The sequence below is a fragment of the Klenkia terrae genome (assembly GCF_037083865.1).
Lineage (GTDB): Bacteria > Actinomycetota > Actinomycetes > Mycobacteriales > Geodermatophilaceae > Klenkia > Klenkia terrae.
In genome coordinates this window covers 36637-55399 of the sequence record NZ_JBAPLV010000019.1, presented here as the reverse complement: position 1 = coordinate 55399, position 18763 = coordinate 36637, and the positions used below count along the sequence as shown (strand labels likewise).

The 18763-nt window shown below is 74.8% G+C and carries 15 protein-coding genes; 9 read left to right on the top strand and 6 right to left on the bottom strand.

The genetic code is table 11. The annotated features are described in order from the left end of the window. Nucleotides 1–41: 41 nt before the first annotated feature. The 5 genes from fbaA (at nucleotide 42) to ppsA (ending at nucleotide 6057) form a co-directional block, all read left to right on the top strand. Nucleotides 42–1073 (top strand): class II fructose-bisphosphate aldolase, encoded by a 1032-nt coding sequence (gene fbaA, locus UXQ13_RS16660; RefSeq protein ID WP_225233200.1) that lies wholly within the window; start codon nucleotides 42–44, stop codon nucleotides 1071–1073. Continuing rightward, nucleotides 1070–1477, top strand: coding sequence for a DUF3151 domain-containing protein (locus UXQ13_RS16655; protein WP_225233199.1), 408 nt, complete (start codon nucleotides 1070–1072; stop codon nucleotides 1475–1477). Before fbaA ends, UXQ13_RS16655 begins: the two co-directional genes overlap by 4 nt. 154 nt (nucleotides 1478–1631) lie before the next feature. Further along, nucleotides 1632–2633: a type IV toxin-antitoxin system AbiEi family antitoxin domain-containing protein gene (locus tag UXQ13_RS16650; protein ID WP_336392568.1), complete on the top strand. Its 1002-nt coding sequence runs from the start codon at nucleotides 1632–1634 to the stop codon at nucleotides 2631–2633. A gap of 170 nt (nucleotides 2634–2803) precedes the next feature. Further along, nucleotides 2804–3673: a pyruvate, water dikinase regulatory protein gene (locus UXQ13_RS16645; RefSeq protein WP_336392567.1), complete on the top strand. Its 870-nt coding sequence runs from the start codon at nucleotides 2804–2806 to the stop codon at nucleotides 3671–3673. Further along, nucleotides 3670–6057: a phosphoenolpyruvate synthase gene (gene ppsA / locus UXQ13_RS16640; RefSeq protein WP_225233196.1), complete on the top strand. Its 2388-nt coding sequence runs from the start codon at nucleotides 3670–3672 to the stop codon at nucleotides 6055–6057. Before UXQ13_RS16645 ends, ppsA begins: the two co-directional genes overlap by 4 nt. Nucleotides 6058–6091: 34 nt before the next feature. Here ppsA and UXQ13_RS16635 read toward each other — a convergent pair whose 3' ends face one another. Next, the gene (locus UXQ13_RS16635; RefSeq protein ID WP_225233195.1) at nucleotides 6092–6970 is read right to left on the bottom strand and encodes an ATP-binding cassette domain-containing protein; all 879 of its coding nucleotides are present in this window, start codon (nucleotides 6968–6970) and stop codon (nucleotides 6092–6094) included. After that, nucleotides 6967–8016, bottom strand: coding sequence for an ABC transporter permease (locus tag UXQ13_RS16630; protein WP_225233194.1), 1050 nt, complete (start codon nucleotides 8014–8016; stop codon nucleotides 6967–6969). Before UXQ13_RS16630 ends, UXQ13_RS16635 begins: the two co-directional genes overlap by 4 nt. Before the next feature lie 109 nt (nucleotides 8017–8125). On the opposite strand from UXQ13_RS16630, the gene UXQ13_RS16625 reads away from it, so the two are divergent. Next, entirely contained in the window at nucleotides 8126–9373 is a 1248-nt protein-coding gene (locus UXQ13_RS16625) for an MFS transporter (RefSeq protein WP_225233193.1), read from the top strand. Here the strand turns inward: UXQ13_RS16625 and UXQ13_RS16620 are convergent. Next, the gene (locus UXQ13_RS16620; RefSeq protein WP_318249969.1) at nucleotides 9370–11466 is read right to left on the bottom strand and encodes an EAL domain-containing protein; all 2097 of its coding nucleotides are present in this window, start codon (nucleotides 11464–11466) and stop codon (nucleotides 9370–9372) included. The two genes, UXQ13_RS16625 and UXQ13_RS16620, sit on opposite strands and share 4 nt — an antisense overlap. Nucleotides 11467–11551: 85 nt before the next feature. Next, nucleotides 11552–12166 (bottom strand): hypothetical protein, encoded by a 615-nt coding sequence (locus UXQ13_RS16615; RefSeq protein WP_225233192.1) that lies wholly within the window; start codon nucleotides 12164–12166, stop codon nucleotides 11552–11554. A gap of 65 nt (nucleotides 12167–12231) precedes the next feature. On the opposite strand from UXQ13_RS16615, the gene UXQ13_RS16610 reads away from it, so the two are divergent. After that, a complete protein-coding gene (locus UXQ13_RS16610; protein ID WP_225233191.1) occupies nucleotides 12232–13521 on the top strand; it encodes an adenylosuccinate synthase in 1290 nt (429 codons plus the stop codon). Between the two features lie 103 nt (nucleotides 13522–13624). On the opposite strand, the gene UXQ13_RS16605 is transcribed toward UXQ13_RS16610, so the two are convergent. Further along, nucleotides 13625–14638, bottom strand: a complete 1014-nt coding sequence (locus UXQ13_RS16605) for a glycerophosphodiester phosphodiesterase family protein (protein ID WP_336392566.1) — start codon at nucleotides 14636–14638, stop codon at nucleotides 13625–13627. Nucleotides 14639–14817: 179 nt separating this feature from the next. On the opposite strand from UXQ13_RS16605, the gene rsgA reads away from it, so the two are divergent. Together rsgA and purD are read left to right on the top strand one after the other, a co-directional pair. Continuing rightward, entirely contained in the window at nucleotides 14818–15810 is a 993-nt protein-coding gene (gene rsgA / locus UXQ13_RS16600; RefSeq protein ID WP_336392565.1) for a ribosome small subunit-dependent GTPase A, read from the top strand. Between the two features lie 34 nt (nucleotides 15811–15844). Continuing rightward, entirely contained in the window at nucleotides 15845–17116 is a 1272-nt protein-coding gene (purD, locus tag UXQ13_RS16595; RefSeq protein WP_225233188.1) for a phosphoribosylamine--glycine ligase, read from the top strand. Between the two features lie 3 nt (nucleotides 17117–17119). Here the strand turns inward: purD and UXQ13_RS16590 are convergent, their stop codons facing one another. Continuing rightward, nucleotides 17120–18553 carry an AI-2E family transporter gene (locus UXQ13_RS16590; protein ID WP_336392564.1) on the bottom strand — a complete coding sequence of 478 codons (1434 nt, stop codon included), beginning with the start codon at nucleotides 18551–18553 and terminating at the stop codon, nucleotides 17120–17122. Nucleotides 18554–18763: the final 210 nt, after the last annotated feature.

Below are 18763 nucleotides of genomic sequence, written 5' to 3'. Positions count from 1 at the left end.
GCCCGCGAGCAGCTCGTCCTCTCTTCGATCGGAGCGTCACCGTGCCCATCGCGACCCCCGAGGTCTACGCCGACATGATCAGCCGGGCGAAGGAGGGCGGATTCGCCTACCCGGCCATCAACTGCACCTCCTCGGAGACGGTCAACGCCGCGCTGCGCGGGTTCGCCGAGGCCGGCAGCGACGGGATCATCCAGTTCTCCACCGGCGGTGCGGAGTTCATCTCCGGCACCCGGGTCAAGGACATGGTCGTCGGCGCCACCGCGCTGGCCGAGTACGCCCACGTCGTCGCCAAGCAGTACCCGGTCCAGGTCGCGCTGCACACCGACCACTGCCAGAAGGAGAAGCTGGACACCTACGTCCGGCCGCTCATCGCGATCTCCCAGGAGCGGGTGGACCGCGGGGAGAACCCGCTGTTCCAGTCGCACATGTGGGACGGCTCGGCGATCGACCTGGACGAGAACCTGTCCATCGCCGAGGAGCTGATCGCCAAGACCTCCGCGGCGAAGATCGTGCTGGAGCTGGAGATCGGCGTCGTCGGCGGCGAGGAGGACGGCGTCTCCCACGACATCAACGACAAGCTCTACACCGCCCCCGGCGACTTCGTGCAGACCGCGAAGACCCTGGGCCTGGGCGAGAAGGGCGTCTACCTGCTGGCCGCCACCTTCGGCAACGTGCACGGGGTCTACAAGCCCGGCAACGTGCAGCTGCGCCCGGAGATCCTCAAGGAGGGCCAGGAGGTCGTCGTGGCCGAGCTGGGCCTCGAGGCCGGCAGCAAGCCGTTCAACCTGGTCTTCCACGGCGGCTCGGGCTCCTCGCAGGAGGAGATCCGCGAGGCGCTGAGCTACGGCGTGGTGAAGATGAACGTCGACACCGACACCCAGTACGCCTTCACCCGGCCGATCGCCGGGCACATGCTCGCCAACTACGACGGGGTGCTCAAGGTGGACGGCGACGTCGGCAACAAGAAGTTCTACGACCCGCGCACCTACATGAAGGCCGCCGAGCTCGGCATGGCCGCCCGCGTGCAGACCGCGTGCGAGGACCTCCTGTCGGCGGGGAAGTCCCAGGCATGACCCACGCGCACCGGGACCTGATGGGCCCCCCGCCCGAGACGTTGCTGCCCGAGACCCCCGAGGCCAGCGCCGCGCTGGCCGCCGGCACCCCGGCCGCCGAGGTCGCCGCGGCGCACCCGACGGTGAGCGCCGCCTGGGCCGCGCTGGCCGAGGAGGCGCTGGCCGGCGGCCGGACCATCGAGGCCTACGCCTACGCCCGCACCGGCTACCACCGCGGCCTGGACGCCCTGCGCCGCAACGGCTGGAAGGGCTTCGGCCCCGTGCCGTGGCGGCACGCCCCCAACCAGGGCTTCCTCCGCTGCGTGACCGAGCTGGCCAAGGCCAGCGAGGCGATCGGCGAGACCGCCGAGACCCAGCGCCTGACCGAGCTCCTGCGGGACTGCGACCCCACCCTCGCGCCTTAGTCGCACCAGACTCACGCCGTCCAGGGATCTTCCTGCCCTGCAGGGGCACAGGATCCCCGGACGGCGTGAGTCTGCGGCCGGGTGACGGACCGGTTGTCCACAGGGCCGCCGACGGGGCTGGGCGGGCGGCGCACTCCGGGTCACGATCCCGGGCGTGCACCCCCTCGTCCGCGCCGCCGCCGACCGCCAGCACGGCGTCGTCACCCGCCGGGACCTGCAGCGGGCGGGGATCAGCGACCAGGAGATCCGGACCCGGGTGGCCCGCGGCGAGTGGGTCCGCCTCCGTCGAGGCGCCTACATCGCGGCCGCCGACCTCGCGGCCGCCCGGTCCCGGCACCGGCGGCACGTCATCGCCTGTCGCGCGGTGCTGCTGACCCTCGGTCGGGACAGCGCCGTCGTCGGCGGGCTCAGCGCGGCGGTGGTGTGGGGACTGCCGCTCCCAGCCGGCCCCGATCCCGAGGTCACGCTGCTGGACCCGACGCAGACGATGCGCGGACCGGGGTTCCGCATGTCCATGGCCCCGATGCCCCCGGACGCGGCGACCGAGCACGACGGTCTGCCGGTGACCTCGCTCGCCCGGACGGTCGCCGACTGCGCCCGCCTGGAGCGGTTCGACCACGCGATGGTCATCGCCGACGCCGCCCGCTGGGACGACCGGCTGCCGTCGGCCGACCTGGCGGCCGTGGTCGCCGGGATGCAGGGCTGGCGCGGCGCCGCCGCGGCCCGGTGCGTCGCGGAGCTGTGCCGGGCCGGCGTGGAGTCACCGCTGGAGACGAGGGTGCGGCTCCGGCTGCTCGCCTCGGGGATCGTCGAGCCGGAGTTGCTGGTGACGATCCGGGTCGACGGCCGGGCGATCGAGGCCGACGGGTGGTGGGCCGACGCCGCGGTGGTCATGGAGTGCGACGGGCGGGTCAAGTACCGCGAGCCCTGGGGCGGGCTGACCACCGAGCAGAAGCACTGGGAGGAGAAGCGCCGGGCCGAGGTGGCGGGCGCGGCCGGGGTGCGGTTCTGGCGGGTGGCGGAGGAGGACCTGCGGTCCGATGCCGCCTGGGCCGCCGCGGTGGCCCGGCTGGAGGCCATGCTCGCGCACCCGCTGCCCGGACCTCGACGGTTCACGGTGACCCACGAGCCCCGTCGCGTCCGTCGGGCGAGCTGACCCCCGGCGCAGGATCACGCCGTCCAGGGATCTTCCCGCCCTGCAGGGGCACAGGATCCCTGGACGGCGTGAGTCTGCGGGGGAGGGGCGGTCGGCGGGCGCGGGCGGACCGTGATCCGGGTCTCGCGCGGGGTGGGGGTGGCGCGTGGCACGATCCGACGGTGAGCAGCGTGGCTCCACCTGCAGGGGACGGCCCTCCCGCCGTCCCGGTCTTCTTCCTGTCCGACAGCACCGGCATCAGCGCGGAGCTGATGGGCCGCGCGCTGCTGCTGCAGTTCCCGGACCTGGTGTTCGAGACCGAGCTGATCCCGTTCATCTCCAGCGTCGAGATGGCCCGCGACGTGGTGGCCAAGCTGGACGAGGCGGCGCAGGGGCCGGTCATGCCGCTGGCGTTCACCACGGCCGCGGACACCGAGGTCCGCGACGTGCTGCTGACCAGCCGGGTGCCGATCATCGACTTCTTCGGCATGCACATGGACCGGGTCGAGTCCCTGCTCGGTGCCCCGGGCGTGCGCGAGGCCCGGCGGCTGCACGGGGTCGGCGACGTCCGTCGGTACAACGACCGGATGGCCGCGGTCGAGTTCGCCATCGAGCACGACGACGGGCAGACCTTCCGGGCCATCGAGCGGGCCGACGTGATCCTGCTGGCGCCCTCGCGCTGCGGGAAGACCCCGACCGCGATGTACCTGGCGCTGCAGCACGGGCTCTTCGTGGCCAACTACCCGCTGGTCGACGAGGACCTGGAGTCCACCGACCTGCCCCGCCCGGTCCGCGACCACGCCGCCAAGTGCTTCGGGCTGACCACGACGGTCACCCGGTTGTCCCGGGTGCGCCAGGAGCGCCGTCCGAACTCCCGGTACGCGTCGGAGGAGCAGTGCCGCTACGAGCTGCGGCAGGCCATCGCGATGTACGACCGGCACAAGCTCCCCACCGTGGACACCTCGGCGGCCTCCGTCGAGGAGATCGCCGCGGTGGTCATCCAGACCCTGGCCAAGCTGCGCCGCCGGCAGGGCACCGCCCCGAGGAGAGGAACCCCATGAGCACCGAGAACGTCCGCTGGTTCGCCGACCTGGGCATGGGTGACCTGGAGGAGGTCGGGGGCAAGAACTCCTCGCTGGGCGAGATGATCTCCAACCTGGCCGACGCCGGGGTCAAGGTGCCCGACGGCTTCGCCACCACCTCGTCGGCCTACCGCTCCTTCCTCGGCGACACCGGGCTGGCCGAGCGGATCACCGAGAAGCTGGGCTCCCTGGACGTCGACGACGTCCGCGCGCTGTCCGCGGCGGGCACGGAGATCCGCGGCTGGATGGTCGACCAGCCCTTCCCCGAGCAGCTCGAGGCCGACATCCGCACGGCCTACGAGCAGCTCGCCGTGGACCAGGAGCTGTCCTTCGCCGTCCGGTCCAGCGCGACCGCCGAGGACCTCCCCGACGCGAGCTTCGCCGGGCAGCAGGAGACCTTCCTCAACGTGCGCGGGATCGACTCGATCCTGACCGCGATCCGCGAGGTGTACGCCAGCCTCTACAACGACCGGGCGATCGCCTACCGGGTGCACCACGGCTTCGACCACGACGCGGTGGCGCTCAGCGCCGGCGTGCAGCGCATGGTCCGCTCGGACATCGGCTCGTCGGGCGTCATGTTCACCATGGACACCGAGTCCGGCTTCCCCGACGCCGTGTTCATCACCAGCGCCTACGGCCTGGGCGAGGGCGTCGTGCAGGGCGCGGTCAACCCCGACGAGTTCTACGTCTACAAGCCCGCGCTGAAGGCCGGCAAGGCCGCCGTCCTCAAGCGGGGCGTGGGCGCCAAGGCGACCAAGATGGTCTACACCGACGACGCCACCGTCGGCCGGACGACGGAGTTCGTGGACGTCGACGACGCCGAGCGCCGGAAGCTCTCGCTCACCGACGACGAGGTGCTGACCCTGGCCCGCTACGCGGTGACCATCGAGGAGCACTACGGCCGCCCGATGGACATCGAGTGGGGCAAGGACGGCCTGGACGGCGAGCTGTACGTGCTGCAGGCCCGCCCCGAGACGGTGGTCTCCCGCACCGGCAGCTCCCTGGAGCGCTACAAGCTCACCGGGACCGGCTCGGTGGTCGTGGAGGGCCGGGCGATCGGGCAGAAGATCGGCGCCGGCGCGGTGAAGGTGCTCTCCGACATCGACCAGATGGCCGACTTCGCCCGCGGGGACGTGCTGGTCGCGGACATGACCGACCCCGACTGGGAGCCGATCATGAAGCGTGCCTCGGCGATCGTGACCAACCGCGGCGGGCGCACCTGCCACGCCGCGATCATCGCCCGCGAGCTCGGCATCCCGGCCGTGGTCGGCACCGGCGACGCCACGAAGACCCTCGCCGACGGCCAGGAGGTCACCGTCTCCTGCGCCGAGGGCGACGTCGGCAACGTCTACGAGGGCCTGGTCGACTTCGAGGTGGAGGAGACCCGGCTGGACGCGATGCCGGAGATCGCCACCAAGATCATGATGAACGTCGGGACGCCGGAGCAGGCCTTCGCGTTCTCCCGGCTGCCGCACAAGGGCGTGGGCCTGGCCCGCCTGGAGTTCATCATCAACCGGCAGATCGGCATCCACCCCCGCGCCCTGCTGGACTTCGACTCCCTCGAGGGCCGGCTGCGCGAGGAGGTCGCCGAGCAGATCGCGGCCTACCCCAGCCCGCGGGACTACTTCGTGCAGCGGGTCGCCGAGGGCATCTCGATGATCGCCGCGGCCTTCGCGCCCGAGCCGGTGATCGTGCGGATGAGCGACTTCAAGTCCAACGAGTACGCCAACCTGCTCGGCGGCGAGGCCTACGAGCCGCACGAGGAGAACCCGATGCTGGGCTACCGGGGCGCCTCCCGGTACCTGTCGGCGGACTTCGCCGAGTGCTTCGCGATGGAGTGCGCGGCGCTCAAGCACGTGCGCGACGAGATGGGCCTGACCAACGTCAAGATCATGATCCCGTTCGTGCGCACCGTCGCCGAGATCGAGGGCGTGGTGGAGCTGCTGGCCTCGCACGGGCTGGTCCGCGGGGAGAACGACCTGTCGGTGGTGATGATGTGCGAGCTGCCCTCGAACGCGCTGCTCGCCGACGCCTTCCTCGACCACGTCGACGGGTTCTCCATCGGCTCCAACGACATGACCCAGCTGGTGCTCGGCCTGGACCGGGACTCCAGCCTGGTCGCGGCCACCTTCGACGAGCGCAACCCGGCCGTGCTCGCGGTGCTGGAGATGGCGATCAAGGCCTGCCTGGCCCGCGGCAAGTACGTCGGCATCTGCGGCCAGGGCCCCAGCGACCACCCGGACCTCGCCCAGTGGCTGGTCGAGCAGGGCATCGAGTCGATGTCGCTGAACCCGGACACCGTCGTCGACACCTGGCTGGCGATCGCGAAGCAGAAGGACCCCGGCGCCCCCCACCACTCGTGACCTCGCGGCGGGCCCCTGCGCCGGGGCCGTTCCATCACGTCACCAGGGGGTCGGGGCGGCGGCGGAGCTCGGCGGTCAGGGTCGCCAGGGCCTCGCCGCCGCTCACCAGCCGGGTCAGGCCGTCGACGTCGACGTCCTCCCGGGTGAGGTCGGCGGCCACCCGGCCGCCGGCCAGCAGCACGAACCGGTCGCCGACCAGGTGCGCGTAGGCCGGCGTCGAGGTCACGAACAGCACGGCCAGGCCGGCGTCCCGGGCGCCGACGACGGTGCGCAGCACCAGCGCGTGCTGCGCGACGGTCAGCGGTGCCGCGGGCTCGTCGACCACCAGCACCTTGGCCCCGAAGTGCAGGGCCCGGGCCACGGCCAGGCTGTGCCGCTGGCCCGGCGCGAGGGAGGCCGCGGGCTGGTTGACGTTGAGCCCCGGCAGCCCGACCCGGGCCAGCGCGCGGGCCGCGCCGTCCCGGGCGACGTCCACGTCGATCCGGCGGAACGGCCAGATGCCGCGGGTGGGCTCGTCGCCGAGCCAGAAGTTGCGCCAGACGGTCATCAGCGGGATGACGGCCAGGTCCTGCCAGATGGTGGCGATGCCGCGGGACCGGGCCTGCCGGGGACGGCGGAAGCGCACCGGCCGGCCGTCGACCAGCAGCTCGCCCTCGTCGTGCCGGCGGACCCCGGACACCACCTGGACCACCGTGGACTTGCCGGCGCCGTTCTCGCCCAGCAAGCAGGTGACCGTGCCGGGGTGCATCCGCAGGGAGACCCGGTCCAGCGCCGGCACGCTGCCGTAGCGCACGGTCACCCCGCGCAGCTCCAGCACCGGGGCGCCGGGCACCGGGGGCAGGCCGCCGGGGGAGTCGGGGAAGGGCAGCGGCTCCTGGCCCTCGACGGCGCCCACCCGCTCGGGACCGGTCACGACCGCGGCACCGCGACCAGCCGGCGGCGGGCCACGCCGTTGGCCAGCAGGGCCACCACCAGCAGCACGCCGAGCACGACCTGGAAGGACCGCGGGTCCCACCCGGCCACCCCGATGCCGGTCCGGACGGTGCCGTAGAGCAGGGCGCCGGCGGCCGCGCCGACCGCCGAGCCGTACCCGCCGCCGAGCAGGCAGCCGCCGATGACGGCCACCACGATGTACTCGATCTCGTTGCCGAACTCCGGCGTCACCGGCACGCCGGACTGCCGGACCAGGGCCAGCGTGCCCAGGAGCCAGGCCGCGGTGGCGGTGACCAGGTACAGCGCCACGGTGGTCCAGGCGGTCGGCACGCCGAGCTCGCGGGCCGCCCGCCGGGACCCGCCCAGGGCGTAGACGGCGTTGCCGAACCGGGTGCGGCGCAGCAGCCAGCTGGTGAGGCCGACCGCGAGCAGCCACCACACGATCGACACCCGGAACCGGCCGTCGCCGACCAGCAGCCCGGAGCCGAACACCACCTCGGCCGACGCCCAGCCGGTGCCGCCCTCGACCTGGTCGACCAGGGAGGTGCCGGCCACCGACTGCGCCACCACGAGCGTGCCGCCCTGCAGCACCAGGAAGGTGGCCAGGGTGACCAGGAAGCTGGGCAGCCCGGTGAACACCACGAGTGCCCCGTTGACCGCGCCGACGGCCAGCGCGGCCAGCAGCGACACCGCCAGCGCGGGCCACACCCCCCATCCGGCCTCGGAGATCAGCAGCGCGGCGACCACGCTGCTGGCCACCGCGAGCACGCCGATGGAGACGTCGAACTGCCCGGCGACCAGCAGCAGCGTGACCGCCACGGCGCCGATGCCGATCAGGGCGGTGGCGTCCAGCAGCGAGGCGAGCCCCCCGGTGCCCAGCAGCTGCGGGGCCTGCGCGCCGAAGACCACCAGCGCCACCACGACCCCGATCAGCGCGGGCGTGCTGGGCCGGGTGAGCATCCGGCGGCCGCGCGAGGGCGGCCGGCGCGCGGGCGCCCCGAAGACCGGGCGCTGGGCGGTGCTCACCGGGACGGACCAGGGGTGGAGCGCGACAGGGGGGCCTCCTACGGGGGCGGGAGCACCAGTCTCCCCCACGACCCCCCGCGGTGGTGCCCCGCGGCCCTACGGTGCGGGGGTGGACCCCGCCCGGCACCGTCGCCGGCTGCTGGTCGCGCTGTTCGCCACCGCGGTCAGCACCCAGTCGCCGTCCCCCCTCCTGCTGCGCTACGCCGACGTCCTGGACCTCGGTGCGCTGACCCTCACGCTGTTCTTCGCCGCCTACGCCGCGGGCCTGGTGCCCTCGCTGCTGCTGGCCGGCCCGCTGTCGGACCGCGACGGCCGTCGCCGGGTGGTGCTCGGCGGTGTCCTGGCCGCCCTGGTCTGCACGCTGGTGCTGGTGGCCGCCGACGTCGGCGGCGTGACGTTCCTGGTGGTGGGCCGGATCGCCCAGGGGCTGGCCAGCGGTGCGGTGTTCACCGTCGGCACGGTCTGGCTGCGGGAGCTGTCCGCCTCCGACGACGACGCCGGTCCCGCCCGGGTGCGGCGCGCGGCGGCGGTGGCCAGCGCGGTGATGGCGTCGGGGTTCGCAGCCGGGCCGCTGGTCGCGGGCTTCCTGGTGCAGTGGGGTCCGGCTCCCCAGCTGGTGGCGCTCGCGCCCTCGGCGGTGCTGCTGCTGGTCGGCCTGGTCGGGCTGCGCGGGGTGCCCGAGACGATGACCGACCGCCGTCCCGGCCGGCTGGCGCTCGGGGTGCCGCCGGTGGCCCGCCGGGCGTTCTGGGCCTACCTGCTGCCGGTCGGGCTCACCGTCTACACCTACGCCGTCCTGTCGTTGACGGTCTTCCCGCTGCTGGTGGCCGCGGCCGGCTTCGGCGCGGTGTTCGCCCTGGTCGGGGTCTCGGCCCTGCTGGTGCAGGGCAGCGCCGCGCTGGTCACCCCGCTGGCGACCCGGCTGGGACCGGTGCGCGCGGGCCCGCTGGCCGCCGGCCTCGCCGCCGGTGGCTGCGGGCTGGGCTACCTGGCCGTGCAGCCGGGCGGGTGGCCGTGGGTGCTCCCCGCCTGCCTGCTGATCGGCCTGGGGGAGGGCCTGGGGATGACCTCGGGCGTGGCGGTCTGCGACCGGGTCGCCCCGCCGGACCGGCGCGGGGCGTTGCTCAGCGCGTTCTACCTGCCGGTCTACGCGGGCTTCGTCGTCCCGACCGTGCTGGCGCTGGTCAGCGGGGACGCGCTGCGCGGTGGCGTGCCGATCCTGGTGCTCGGCGGCGTCGGGCTGCTGCTCGGCGTGGTGCTGCTCGGCCCGGGGCGGTCCGCGTTGCGCGCCGCCGGGGCGACGACGGCCACCCCGCTGGCGCCGGTCCTCGCCCCGGTGGACGGCACCGACCGCTAGACCGGCCGGTCCGCCGTCGCCCGGGCGTGCGCCCGGCGCGCCTTGGCCCGGTACATCTGCAGGTCGGCGGCGCGCAGCAGGTCGGCCGGGGTCTCGCCGTCGGCCGGGTGGACCGCGACGCCGACCGAGGCGCCGATGGTCACCGGCCCCCCGGGGAGCTCGACCGGCACCGCCAGCACGCGCTCGACGTCGGCGGCCACCCGGTGCGCGGCGGCCAGGGCGCCGGCCAGCGCGGAGGACGGCCCGTCGTCGTCCGCGGGGACGTCGACCTCGCCGAGCACGAGGACGAACTCGTCGCCGCCGAGCCGGGCGAGCAGGTCACCGCCGCGGACCACCGAGCGGAGCCGGTCGGCGACCGCGCCGAGCGCGAGGTCGCCGACGGTGTGGCCGAACCGGTCGTTGACCCGCTTGAAGCCGTCGAGGTCGACGAACAGGACCACGGGCCCGGCGCCGGGGGACCGGACCTGGCGGTCCAGCTCGCTCAGCAGCGCGGTGCGGTTGAGCGTGCCGGTCAGCGGGTCGGTGCCGGCCCGCTCGCGCAGCGCCTCCTCGGCGGCCACCCGGTCGCTGACGTCGTGCTGGAAGCCGACGAAGTGGGTGACCTGGCCGCCGGCGTCGCGCAGCGGGGACAGGTGCAGCTCGTTCCACCAGGTGGTGCCGTCGCGGCGGACGTTGAGCAGCGTCGTCCGGTGCGGCTGCCCGGCGCGCAGCGCGGCGGCGAGCTCGTCCAGCGCGGCGCGGTCGGTCTCCGGCCCCTGCAGGAACCGGCAGTTGCGGCCCACCGAGTCCTCGGCCGGGTACCCGGTGACCTCGGCGAACGCGTCGTTGACGTAGACGATCGGCATGTCCGGGGCCAGGGCGTCGACGACGACCACCGAGCTCCCGGTCAGCCCGACCGCGCGGGCCAGCAGGTCCCGGTCGGCGGGGCGCGCCGGCTCCTGCGGCTGCTCGGCCCGCGGGTCGAGCGCGACGGCGGCGTCGGGCCACGACGGGTCCGGCGCGGTGCCGGGCAGGGCCCGGGTCGGGACGGCGGCGACGGCGGTGGTCGGTCGGACCGGCCGGCCCCACAGCCAGCCCTGCCCCAGGTCGGCGCCCAGCTCGCGGGCGACCCGGGCCTGCTCCTCGGTCTCCACGCCCTCGGCGAGCACCAGGCCGCCGTAGGAGTGGGTGATGTCCACGACCGCCGACACCACGGCGACGGCGGCCGGCTCGGGCAGCGACTGCACGATCGCCCGCTCCAGCTTCACGATGTCGGGCTTCAGGCGGACCAGCAGCGCCAGGGAGGACCAGCCCGAGCCCAGGTCGTCCAGCGCCACCCGGCAGCCGCGGCTGCGGTAGTGCTCGAACACCCGGGCCAGGTGGTCGACGTCGTCCACCACGTGGCCCTCGGTGACCTCGAAGACCAGCTGGTCCAGCCGCAGACCGGCCTTCTCGGCGGCGCGCTCGGTGGTCTGCAGGCAGACCTCGGGGCGGTAGATCGACGTCGGCACGAAGTTGATGAAAAGCAGGTCCTCGGCCAGCCAGGGGCCGGCGTCCCGGATCGCGGTGGTGCGCCCGACCCGGTCCAGCACGTGCGTCCAGCCGGCCTCCTCGGCGGCCGGGAAGAGCTGGTCGGGCATGATCCGCGCGCCGTCGACGCCGGTGGCCCGCAGCAGCGCCTCGTGGCCGACCACGCCGCCGTCGTCCATCCGCACGATGGGCTGGTACTCGGCGTGGAAGCGGGCCTCCTCGTCGGCGAAGAGGGGGACGAGGTCGGCGTGCCGCAGCCGGGCGGCCGCGGCGGCGAGGCTGGGGGCGGTCAGCGCCTGCACCAGCAGGTCGGGCCCGCTGCCGGTGGCGCCGGTCAGCAGGCAGCGCACCTCGGCGGACTCCACCGACGACAGCGCGGCCGCGACCTCGGTGACCAGGGCGGGCAGGTCGTCGCCCTCGGCCTCGAGCAGGCCGGGGGCCAGGGGACGCAGGACGACGCCCTGGCGGCGGGCGACCGAGCGCACCGTCGCCAGGCTGTGGCTCACCCGGGAGGCGAAGAGGGCCCGGCGGGTGTCGCAGGCGGTCGTCGGGGCGGTGCACAGGCAGGTGGCGCAGCGGGACACGGTGGACCTTCCAACGGATTCGGGGGTGCACCGGTGTCGTCGGCGCGCCGGGCCGTCGGCTGGAGGGGGTCTCCCCCCGGAGGGGTCAGGGCTGCAGCCGCCAGCGGACCCGGTCGTCGGCGTACCAGGTCCAGCGCTGCACCTCGCGGTCCAGGGCCACGCCGTCCCGGAGCACCCGCGCCGGGTCGCAGGCCACCTGCAGCGCGCGGCCCGTCGTCCGCCGGGCCGGGCGCATCGGGACGGTGACGACGGCGACGGACAGCTCGTCGGCGTCCCACCTCGGACGGGCCTCGATCCGGGTGACCGGGCCGTCGGCGACCCGGGCGTCGTCGTGGTGGGCCTGGGCGCCGAACCGCTTGCGCAGCGCCGACCCGCCGGCCGCCTCGATCCGGCCGTGGTGCAGCAGCACCCCGCCGTGGTCGTCGCGGACCAGCGGCAGCTCGCGGGGTGCGCCGTCGCCCAGGCCCAGGGCGCGGGCCAGCCCGCGGCAGTCGGCGTCGCCGTCCACCGGTTCCCAGCCCACGGCCACCGCGGGCAGCCGGTCGGTCTTCCACAACCGGGCCAGGACGGCGGCCAGCGCGGGCACCGGTCCCTGCACGACCACGGCGCCGTCGACCCCGTCCACGACGGACGCGACGTGCCGGCGGGAGGGGCCCTGACCGGGGGCCAGCCCCCGCAGGTCGAACCGCGAGACGCTCACGGCAGTACCCTGCCACCTGCCAGCCGGGAGTCTCCGGGGCCCGTTCGACGAAGGAGAACCACCCGATGCCGGCTGTCGTGCTGATCGGTGCCCAGTGGGGCGACGAGGGCAAGGGGAAGGCCACCGACATCCTCGGCGGCCGCGTCCCCTACGTCGTGCGCTACCAGGGCGGCAACAACGCCGGGCACACCGTGATCACCCCGGACGGCGAGCGGTACGCGCTGCACCTGATCCCCTCGGGGATCCTGACGCCGGGCTGCACGCCGGTGATCGGCAACGGCGTCGTCGTCGACCCGCAGGTGCTCATCGGCGAGCTGGCCGGCCTGGAGGAGCGCGGGGTGGACACCTCGCGGCTGGTCATCTCCAGCGACGCGCACCTGATCATGCCGCACCACCGTGCCCTGGACCGGGTCACCGAGCGCTTCCTCGGCAAGGCCAAGATCGGCACCACCGGCCGCGGGATCGGCCCGGCCTACGGCGACAAGGTCGCCCGCGTCGGCATCCGCGCGCAGGACCTGCTGGACCTGGGCATCCTGCGGGACAAGCTCGAGGCCGTGCTCCGGGAGAAGAACCAGATCCTGGTCAAGGTCTACAACCGCAAGGCGATCGACGTCGACGAGGTCGTGGAGGAGTACGCCGGCTACGCCGAGGTCCTCAAGCACCGGATCACCGACACCCGCCTGCTGCTGGGCAACGCCCTCGACCGGGACGAGTGGGTCCTCCTGGAGGGCTCGCAGGGCACGCTGCTGGACGTCGACCACGGCACCTACCCGTTCGTGACGTCGTCCTCGCCGACCGCCGGTGGCGCCTCGGCCGGCTCGGGCATCGGGCCCACCCGGATCGAGCGCGTCGTCGGGATCCTCAAGGCCTATACGACCCGCGTCGGCTCGGGCCCGTTCCCCACGGAGCTCTTCGACGCCAACGGGGAGTACCTGCGCAAGCAGGGCGGCGAGGTCGGCGTGACCACCGGCCGGGACCGCCGCTGCGGCTGGTTCGACGCCGTCATCGCCCGCTACGCCAGCCGGGTCAACGGGATCACCGACTACTTCCTCACCAAGCTCGACGTGCTGTCGGGCCTGGACACGGTGCCGATCTGCGTGGCCTACGAGGTCGACGGCGTCCGGCACGACGAGATGCCGATGACCCAGACCGACTTCCACCACGCGAAGCCGGTGTACGAGGAGATGCCGGGCTGGTTCGAGGACATCACCCACTGCCGCACCTTCGACGAGCTGCCCGCCAACGCGCAGGCCTACGTGCGGCGGATCGAGGAGCTCTCGGGCGCCCGGGTGAGCGTCATCGGCGTCGGCCCCGGCCGCGACGAGAACGTCCTCATCCACGACCTCCTGGACTGAGCTCGGCGTGGATCAGCTCAGCTGATCCACGTCCGTCCTGGCTCACCGACGCCGGTGAGCCAGGACGCACGGTGGTGAACCCAGCTGATCCACGCCGCGGGGGCTACTCGCGGGGGCGGACGGGGGCGAGGGCGGGGGCGGCCAGGGCGGCGCGCTCGCGGACGGCGATCTCCGGGTTGTCGGTGATCAGCCCGTCCACGCCCAGGGCCAGCAGCAGGCGGGCCTCGGTGCCGGCCTCGCCCAGGCCGGCCGGGTCGGTGCCGCGGCGCAGGTGGGCGGGCAGGAAGGCGTTCTCCGCCCGGACGGTGAACGGGGCGACGGTCAGGCCGGCCCGGTGCGCCTGCGCGACCAGGTCGGAGACGCCGATCATCATGGCCCGCTCGTCGCGGAGCAGGATGCGGTGCTTGGAGGGGCCGATCCCGGCGGCGTAGGTGCTGATCTCGCGCAGCCCGACCAGCGTCACCTGGTGGTCGTGGTGGGCCTCGTCGCCGATCAGCTGCACCAGGGTGTCGGCCGACCCGAGCCGGGTGCGCACCTCGCGCATGCCGGCGGCGTCGAAGCTCTGCAGCACCACGTCGGGCGCGGCACCCACCTCGGCGCAGACGAGCTCGGCCAGCGGCAGCCCGATGGACGACGACCAGCTCGGGTTCTTCAGCTCGGCCTGCACCCCGATGCCGCGGGCGCGGGCGAGCTCGACCACCTCACCGAGGGTCAGCACGGTGCCCTCGAAGAGCGTGTTGCCCGGGCGCAGGTGCGGCCAGCGCTCGACCGCCCGCAGGGTGCGCAGCTCGGCGAGGGTGAAGTCCTCGGTGAACCAGCCGGTGCACTCCTCGTCGGCGACCTCCTGGGTGCGCCGGCGGTCGGCGAACTCGGGGCGGGCGGCGACGTCGGTGGACAGCGACAGCTCGTTCTCGTGCCGGACGACGAGGGCGCCGTCCCGGCTCACGACCACGTCGGGCTCGATGCGGTCGGCGCCGAGGTCGGCGGCGAGCTCGTAGCCGGCGCGGGTGTGCTCCGGCCGGTGTGCGGCCGCACCGCGGTGGCCGATCACGACGGGCGGGCGCCGGGGCGCCCGGAGGGTGGTGCCGGGGACGGTCTGCAGACCGGTCTCGCGCATGGAGCCCACAACACCCTCCCCAGGTGTCCTGATGGCGAACACCGGCTGACAATCGCCTGGATATGTCAGTACTTCGGTCTGAACAGGGGTTCCGTACACCTGGTGTGCGCAGCATCACTCCCCGGAGGGGTCCGGGAATCCGGTCGACAGCCACGACCGGCGCGGCGGAGCATCCCCGTGTGACCGTCCTGCGACCTCCCGTGCCGGCCTGGGGCACCGCCGCGCCGACCCCGCCGGCGGGCTCCCGGCTGGGCCGGGTCGTGCGGGTGGACCGGGGTCTGCTCACGGTCGCGACCGCGGAGGGCCGGGCGCGGCTGCCGCTGGACCCGCGGCTCCGGGACGACGCGGCACCGGCGGTCGGCGACTGGGTGACCGTGGCCGTGGCCGCCGAGCGGGTCACCGAGGTCCTGCCGCGGCGCAGCGCGCTGACCCGCACCGTGGCCGGCCGCACCTCGGCCGCCCAGGTGCTGGCCGCCAACCTCGACACGGTCCTGGTCGTGGACACCCTGGTCGCGCACGCCCGGGTGCGCCGGATCGAGCGCTTCCTGGCCATGGCGTGGGGCAGCGGGGCCACCCCGCTCCTCGTGCTCACCAAGGCCGATCTGTGCGACGACGTGCCGGCCGCCGTGGCCCGGGTGGCCGAGGACGCCGTGGGCGTGCCGGTGCTCGCCCTCAGCGCGGTGACCGGCGACGGGCTGGCGGAGCTGCGCGCCCGGCTGGCCCCCGGCAGCACCTGCGCGGTCGTCGGGCCGTCGGGCGCGGGCAAGTCGACCCTGCTGAACGCGCTGGCCGGCGGTGCGCGGGCGACCACCCACGAGATCCGGGCCGACGGCCGCGGCCGGCACACCACGACCGCCGCGGAGCTGCACGTGCTGCCCGGCGGCGCCCTGCTGGTGGACACCCCCGGGCTGCGCGAGCTCGAGCTGGCCGACGACGAGGGCCTGGACGCCGCGTTCGCCGACGTCGCGGAGCTGCTCACCGGCTGCCGGTTCCGGGACTGCGGCCACGGCGGAGAACCCGGCTGCGCCCTGGCCGCCGCGCTGGCCGACGGCCGCCTGGACCCCGCCCGGTACCGCGCCTGGCGCAGGCTGCGCGCCGAGGCGGAGCGGACCAGGCAGCGCAGGGCCGACCGCGGTGCCGCCCGCCGCGGCGGGGCCGGGCAGAGACGGTGAACCGGCCGCGCCGCCCCCGGTAGCGTCCAGCCCCATGCGCGTGCTGGTGATCGGATCCGGAGCCCGGGAGCACGCCCTGTGCGTGGCCCTCCACGACGACCCCGCGGTCACCGCCCTGGCCTGCGCCCCGGGCAACGCGGGCACCGCGGCGATCGCGGAGACGCACCCGGTCGCCGCCGCCGAGCCCGCCGACGTGGCCTCGCTGGCCACGGCGTGGCGAGCCGACCTGGTCGTGGTCGGACCCGAGGTGCCGCTGGTCGCCGGCGTGGCCGACGCCGTCCGCGACGCCGGCATCGCCTGCTTCGGGCCCAGTGCGCAGGCCGCGCAGATCGAGGGCTCCAAGGCCTTCGCCAAGCACGTGATGACCGCGGCCGGCGTCCCCACCGCGCGGGCCTGGCCGGTCGGCGGCCAGGCCGAGCTGCACACCGCCCTCGACGAGGTCGCCGAGCTCAACGCCCCGGGCAGCCCGTACGTGGTCAAGGACGACGGCCTGGCCGCCGGCAAGGGCGTCGTCGTCACCACCGACCGCGCCGCCGCCGAGGCCCACGGGCTGGCCGTGCTCGCCGACGGGCACTCCGTGCTCGTCGAGGAGTACCTGGACGGCCCGGAGGTCTCGCTGTTCGCCGTCACCGACGGGACGACGGTGCTGCCGCTGGTCCCGGCCCAGGACCACAAGCGGCGCGACGACGGGGACGGCGGCCCGAACACCGGCGGCATGGGCGCCTACGCCCCGCTGGACTGGGCGCCGGCCGGCCTGGTCGACGAGGTGCTCGCGACGGTGCTGCAGCCGACGGTGGACGAGATGGCCCGCCGCGGCGAGCCGTTCAGCGGCCTGCTCTACGCGGGGTTGGCGCTGACCTCTCGCGGCACCCGGGTGGTGGAGTTCAACGCCCGCTTCGGCGACCCGGAGACCGAGGTCGTGCTGCCGCTGCTGCGCACGCCGCTGGCCGGGCTGCTGCTGGCCGCCGCCACCGGCACCCTGGCCGACCACCCGCCGCTGGAGTGGTCACCCGGCGCCGCGGTGACCGTGGTCGTGGCCGCCCCGGGGTACCCGGAGTTGCCGCGCACGGGCTCGCCGATCACCGGGGCCGACGGCGAGGGCGTGCTGCACGCCGGCACCCGGCTGGCCGCCGACGGCAGCGTGCACAGCGCCGGCGGGCGGGTCCTCGCGGTGACCGCGGTCGGCACCGACCTGGCCGACGCCCGCCGGATCGCCTACGAGCGGGTCGCCGGCGTCGGGCTGGCCGACGCGCACTGGCGCACCGACATCGGCCTGGCCGCCCAGGAGGGCCGGATCACCGTCTGAGCCCTACCTGCGGTTGGCCACCGCCGCGCGGTGCCGGCGGGTGTCCGGCTCCGGGGGACGCCGGCCCTGGTGCCGCCGGGACAGGTACGTGCCGGCCACGTTGGCGCAGGCGATCACCGGGACGGCGATGAGCGCCCCGAAGATGCCGGCGATGAGCAGGCCGGCGGCGATGCCGAGCACCACGGCCAGCGGGTGCACCGACACCGCGCGGCCCAGCAGCAGCGGCTGCAGGACGTGGCCCTCCAGCTGCATGATCAGCACGATGATGCCCAGCGCGATCAGCGCCTTGACCGGCCCGACCGCGACCAGGGTGACCAGCACCGCGACCGATCCGGCCAGGAACGACCCGATGATCGGGATGAAGGCGCCGAGGAAGACCAGCGCGGCCAGCGGCACCACCAGCGGGGTGCCCAGCAGGGTCAGCCCGATCCCGATGAAGACGGCGTCGAACGCGGCGACCGCGACGGTGGCCCGGACGTAGGAGATCAGCGTCCGCCACGCGCGGCGGGCGGCCTCGTCGACGTAGGCCGCGGAGTTGACCGGGGTCAGCCCGACGAACCAGAGCCAGATGTCGCGGCCGTCCATCAGCAGGAAGAACAGCGTGAACAGGGCCAGCGCGAAGCCGGTGAGCACCTCGCCGAGGGTGGCCGCGGTGGTCAGCGCACCGGCGGTGAGGGTGTCCCGGTTGTTCACCAGGGCGTCCTGGGCGCTGGTGATCGCGTTGGCGATGATGTCGTTGAGCTGGTTCTGCGACACCGGGAAGTTGTCCACGACGAAGGTCTGGATCTGGTCCAGGCCCTCGCCGACCTGCGAGGCGAGGTCGTCGTAGCCGGCGGCGAACTGCTCGACGACGAGCGTGACGATGCCGGCGACGACGCCCAGGCCGACCAGCAGCATGAGCGTGGCGGCCCCGGCGCGCGGCCAGCCGTGCCGGACCAGGAAGGCCGCGCCGGGCTGGAGCAGGGCGGCCAGCAGCAGCGCCACGATCACCGGCACGACGACGACGGCGACGTAGGCGGCGCCCATCAGCAGGAGGTACAGCGCGGCGCCGACCGCGATCGCCCGCCAGGACCAGGCCGCGGCGACGCGCAGGCCGTTGGGCACCTCGGCCGCAGCCTCGGTCGGCTCCTCCGGACCGAGCAGCGAGCCACGGCTGCGGTCCCGCCCGGGGGCGGGGGGTGCTGAACCTGGTGCCGGCGGACCGCTGACGCCGTCCACGACGTCGGCGTCCGGGGCGTCGGGGTGCGGGCTGCCCGCGGGGTGCTCGTCGGCCGGGTCCGGCGCCGAGCTGCTCCCGGTCGGTGCGCCGGCCCCGGCGGCCGGGCGGTCGGGGGTGGTGGTGCGCCCGGCGGCGGCCGTGGCCGAGGACTCCCCGGTCCGGGGCGCCGGGTGGGCGTCCGGGACGTGCTCGACCACGGCGCGGCTGCCGTCGTCCATCAGGAGGACCGTGCCCTCGGGCAGCGCGTGCGGGTCGTGCTCGCGGGCCGCCCTGATGCGTTCGCGAGCCCGGTCGGTGAGGTGGCGGGCACGGTTCAACACGGAGGACCTCGAAGGTGCCGGGCCCGGTGGGGCGGTGGTGGGACGGGTGTGGTGCGGAGCGAGGACAGCGTGCGGGAAGATGTCCCGCGTGCTGCTTCGACACGACCT